The sequence below is a fragment of the Muribaculum sp. genome, from assembly GCF_029051885.1.
Lineage (GTDB): Bacteria > Bacteroidota > Bacteroidia > Bacteroidales > Muribaculaceae > Muribaculum.
This window is the reverse complement of record NZ_JAIDKI010000103.1, coordinates 1-2,247: the sequence shown is the minus strand read 5'-3', so window position 1 is coordinate 2,247 and position 2,247 is coordinate 1. Positions and strand designations below refer to the sequence as shown.

The following is a 2,247-nucleotide window of genomic DNA, read 5'->3' as shown; positions in this document are numbered from 1 at the left end:
TCCTTCGTCACATGTCGAAAATCGTCTCAAGCTATACGACCCTGGCGGCAACATTTATTATTAAACAAGCTCTTAGATGATACAGATTTTGAGAGCGAACAAAAAGACACTGGCAGGCTCCTAAGAAACAAAGTGATATGAATTTAAACAGTTTCTTAGCGGGAATGAAGCGAGCATTGGCCGAAAATTTGTAACTTTGCGCCCGAATTGAAGAGAAACATTTACAACGACACATGCAGAACATCAGAAACATTGCTATCATTGCCCATGTCGACCACGGCAAGACTACTCTTGTCGACAAGATGCTACTTGCCGGCCACCTTTTCCGCGAAAACCAGAATGCGGGAGAACTCATACTTGACAACAACGACCTGGAGCGTGAGCGAGGCATAACGATTCTATCAAAGAATGTTTCGATAGATTATAAAGGCACTAAAATCAACATTATAGATACTCCGGGACACGCCGACTTCGGTGGTGAAGTGGAGCGTGTGCTCAACATGGCCGACGGCTGTCTGGTGCTGTTCGATGCTTTTGAGGGACCGATGCCACATACCCGTTTCGTTCTACAGAAAGCCATACAGATGGGCCTTAAGCCTGTAGTTGTGGTCAACAAAGTCGACAAACCCAACTGCCGCCCCGACGAGGTGCAGGAGATGGTGTTCGACCTGATGTTCAATCTCGACGCAACGGAAGACCAGCTCGATTTTCCGACCATCTATGGCTCGGCAAAGCAGGGATGGATGTCGACCGACTGGCGCAAGCCTGCCGACGATATTACCGCAGTGCTCGACGCGATAATCGAATATATACCCGCTCCAAAGACTCTTGAAGGCGACGCTCAGATGCTGATAACCTCGCTCGACTACTCCAATTATGTAGGACGTATCGCCGTGGGACGTGTGCATCGCGGCACACTGCGCGAAGGCATGGATATCGGTCTGTGTAAAAGCGACGGTACTGTTGTAAAGCAGCGTATCAAGGAGCTCCATACTTTCGAAGGCATGGGACGCAAGCGTGTAAGCGAGGTCAGTTCAGGCGACATATGCGCTCTCGTAGGCCTTGAGGGATTTGAAATCGGCGACACCGTTACCATCACCGACAATCCTGAGCCTCTGCCACGTATCGCTATTGACGAGCCTACAATGTCGATGTCGTTCACAATCAACGACTCGCCTTTCTTCGGCCGCGACGGCAAGTATGTCACTTCGCGCCATATCGCCGACCGCCTTACCCGCGAGCTCGACAAGAACCTTGCTCTGCGTGTGAAAAAAGCCGACCACGAAGATGTATGGACCGTATTCGGCCGTGGCGTGCTACACCTCTCGGTACTTATCGAGACTATGCGCCGCGAGGGCTATGAGCTACAGGTAGGTCAGCCTCAGGTTATCATCAAAGAGATTGACGGACGCAAATGCGAGCCTGTCGAATTGCTTACAATCAATGTGCCTGAAGAGTATTCAAGCAAGATTATCGACATGGTTACACGCCGCAAGGGCGAGATGGTAAGCATGACCACTCAGAATGACCGTCTGCACATAGAATTCCACATACCTTCGCGTGGCATCATCGGTCTGCGCAACAATGTGCTCACAGCATCGGCCGGCGAGGCTATCATGGCCCACCGATTCCTTGAATATCAGCCCTGGAAGGGCGACATCGAGCGTCGTACCAATGGCTCTCTGATTGCCATGGAAGCCGGTACGGCATATGCCTACGCAATCGATAAACTCCAGGACCGCGGACGCTTCTTCATCTTCCCCCAGGAAGAGGTGTATGCGGGCCAGGTAGTAGGCGAAAGCGCCAAGGACCGCGACATTGTAATCAATGTCACCAAATCTAAAAAGCTCACAAACATGCGTGCTTCCGGTGCCGATGACAAGGCCAAGATTGTACCACCCGTTGTGTTCAGTCTCGAGGAAGCTCTCGAATACATCAAGGAGGATGAATATGTAGAGGTGACTCCTCACCATCTCCGTCTGCGTAAGATTATCCTTGACGAGCTTGAGCGCAAGCGCGCAAATAAAGACTAAACCTGACTTTTTGCAGGTACATTTATTTAAGAGTTTAAGAGGAGTTGCATCGCACAATCGCGACGCAGCTCCTCTTATCATTTTTTTTTACTGCCATTAAACAATCTATTGGGGCACTCCCGCCCGTCAAAACAAAACTTAGAGCTTGTTTAATAATAAATGTTACCGTCAGGGCGGTCAATCGTCGAGCAGATTTTCGCTTGTGATGAGGGAG

At 50.1% G+C, this 2,247-nt stretch carries 1 protein-coding gene; it reads left to right on the top strand.

The features are described 5' to 3' along the window. Positions 1–233 precede the first annotated feature (233 nt). Positions 234–2,033: a translational GTPase TypA gene (gene typA, locus K2I50_RS04580; protein ID WP_301025047.1), complete on the top strand. Its 1,800-nt coding sequence runs from the start codon at positions 234–236 to the stop codon at positions 2,031–2,033. Positions 2,034–2,247 lie beyond the last annotated feature (214 nt).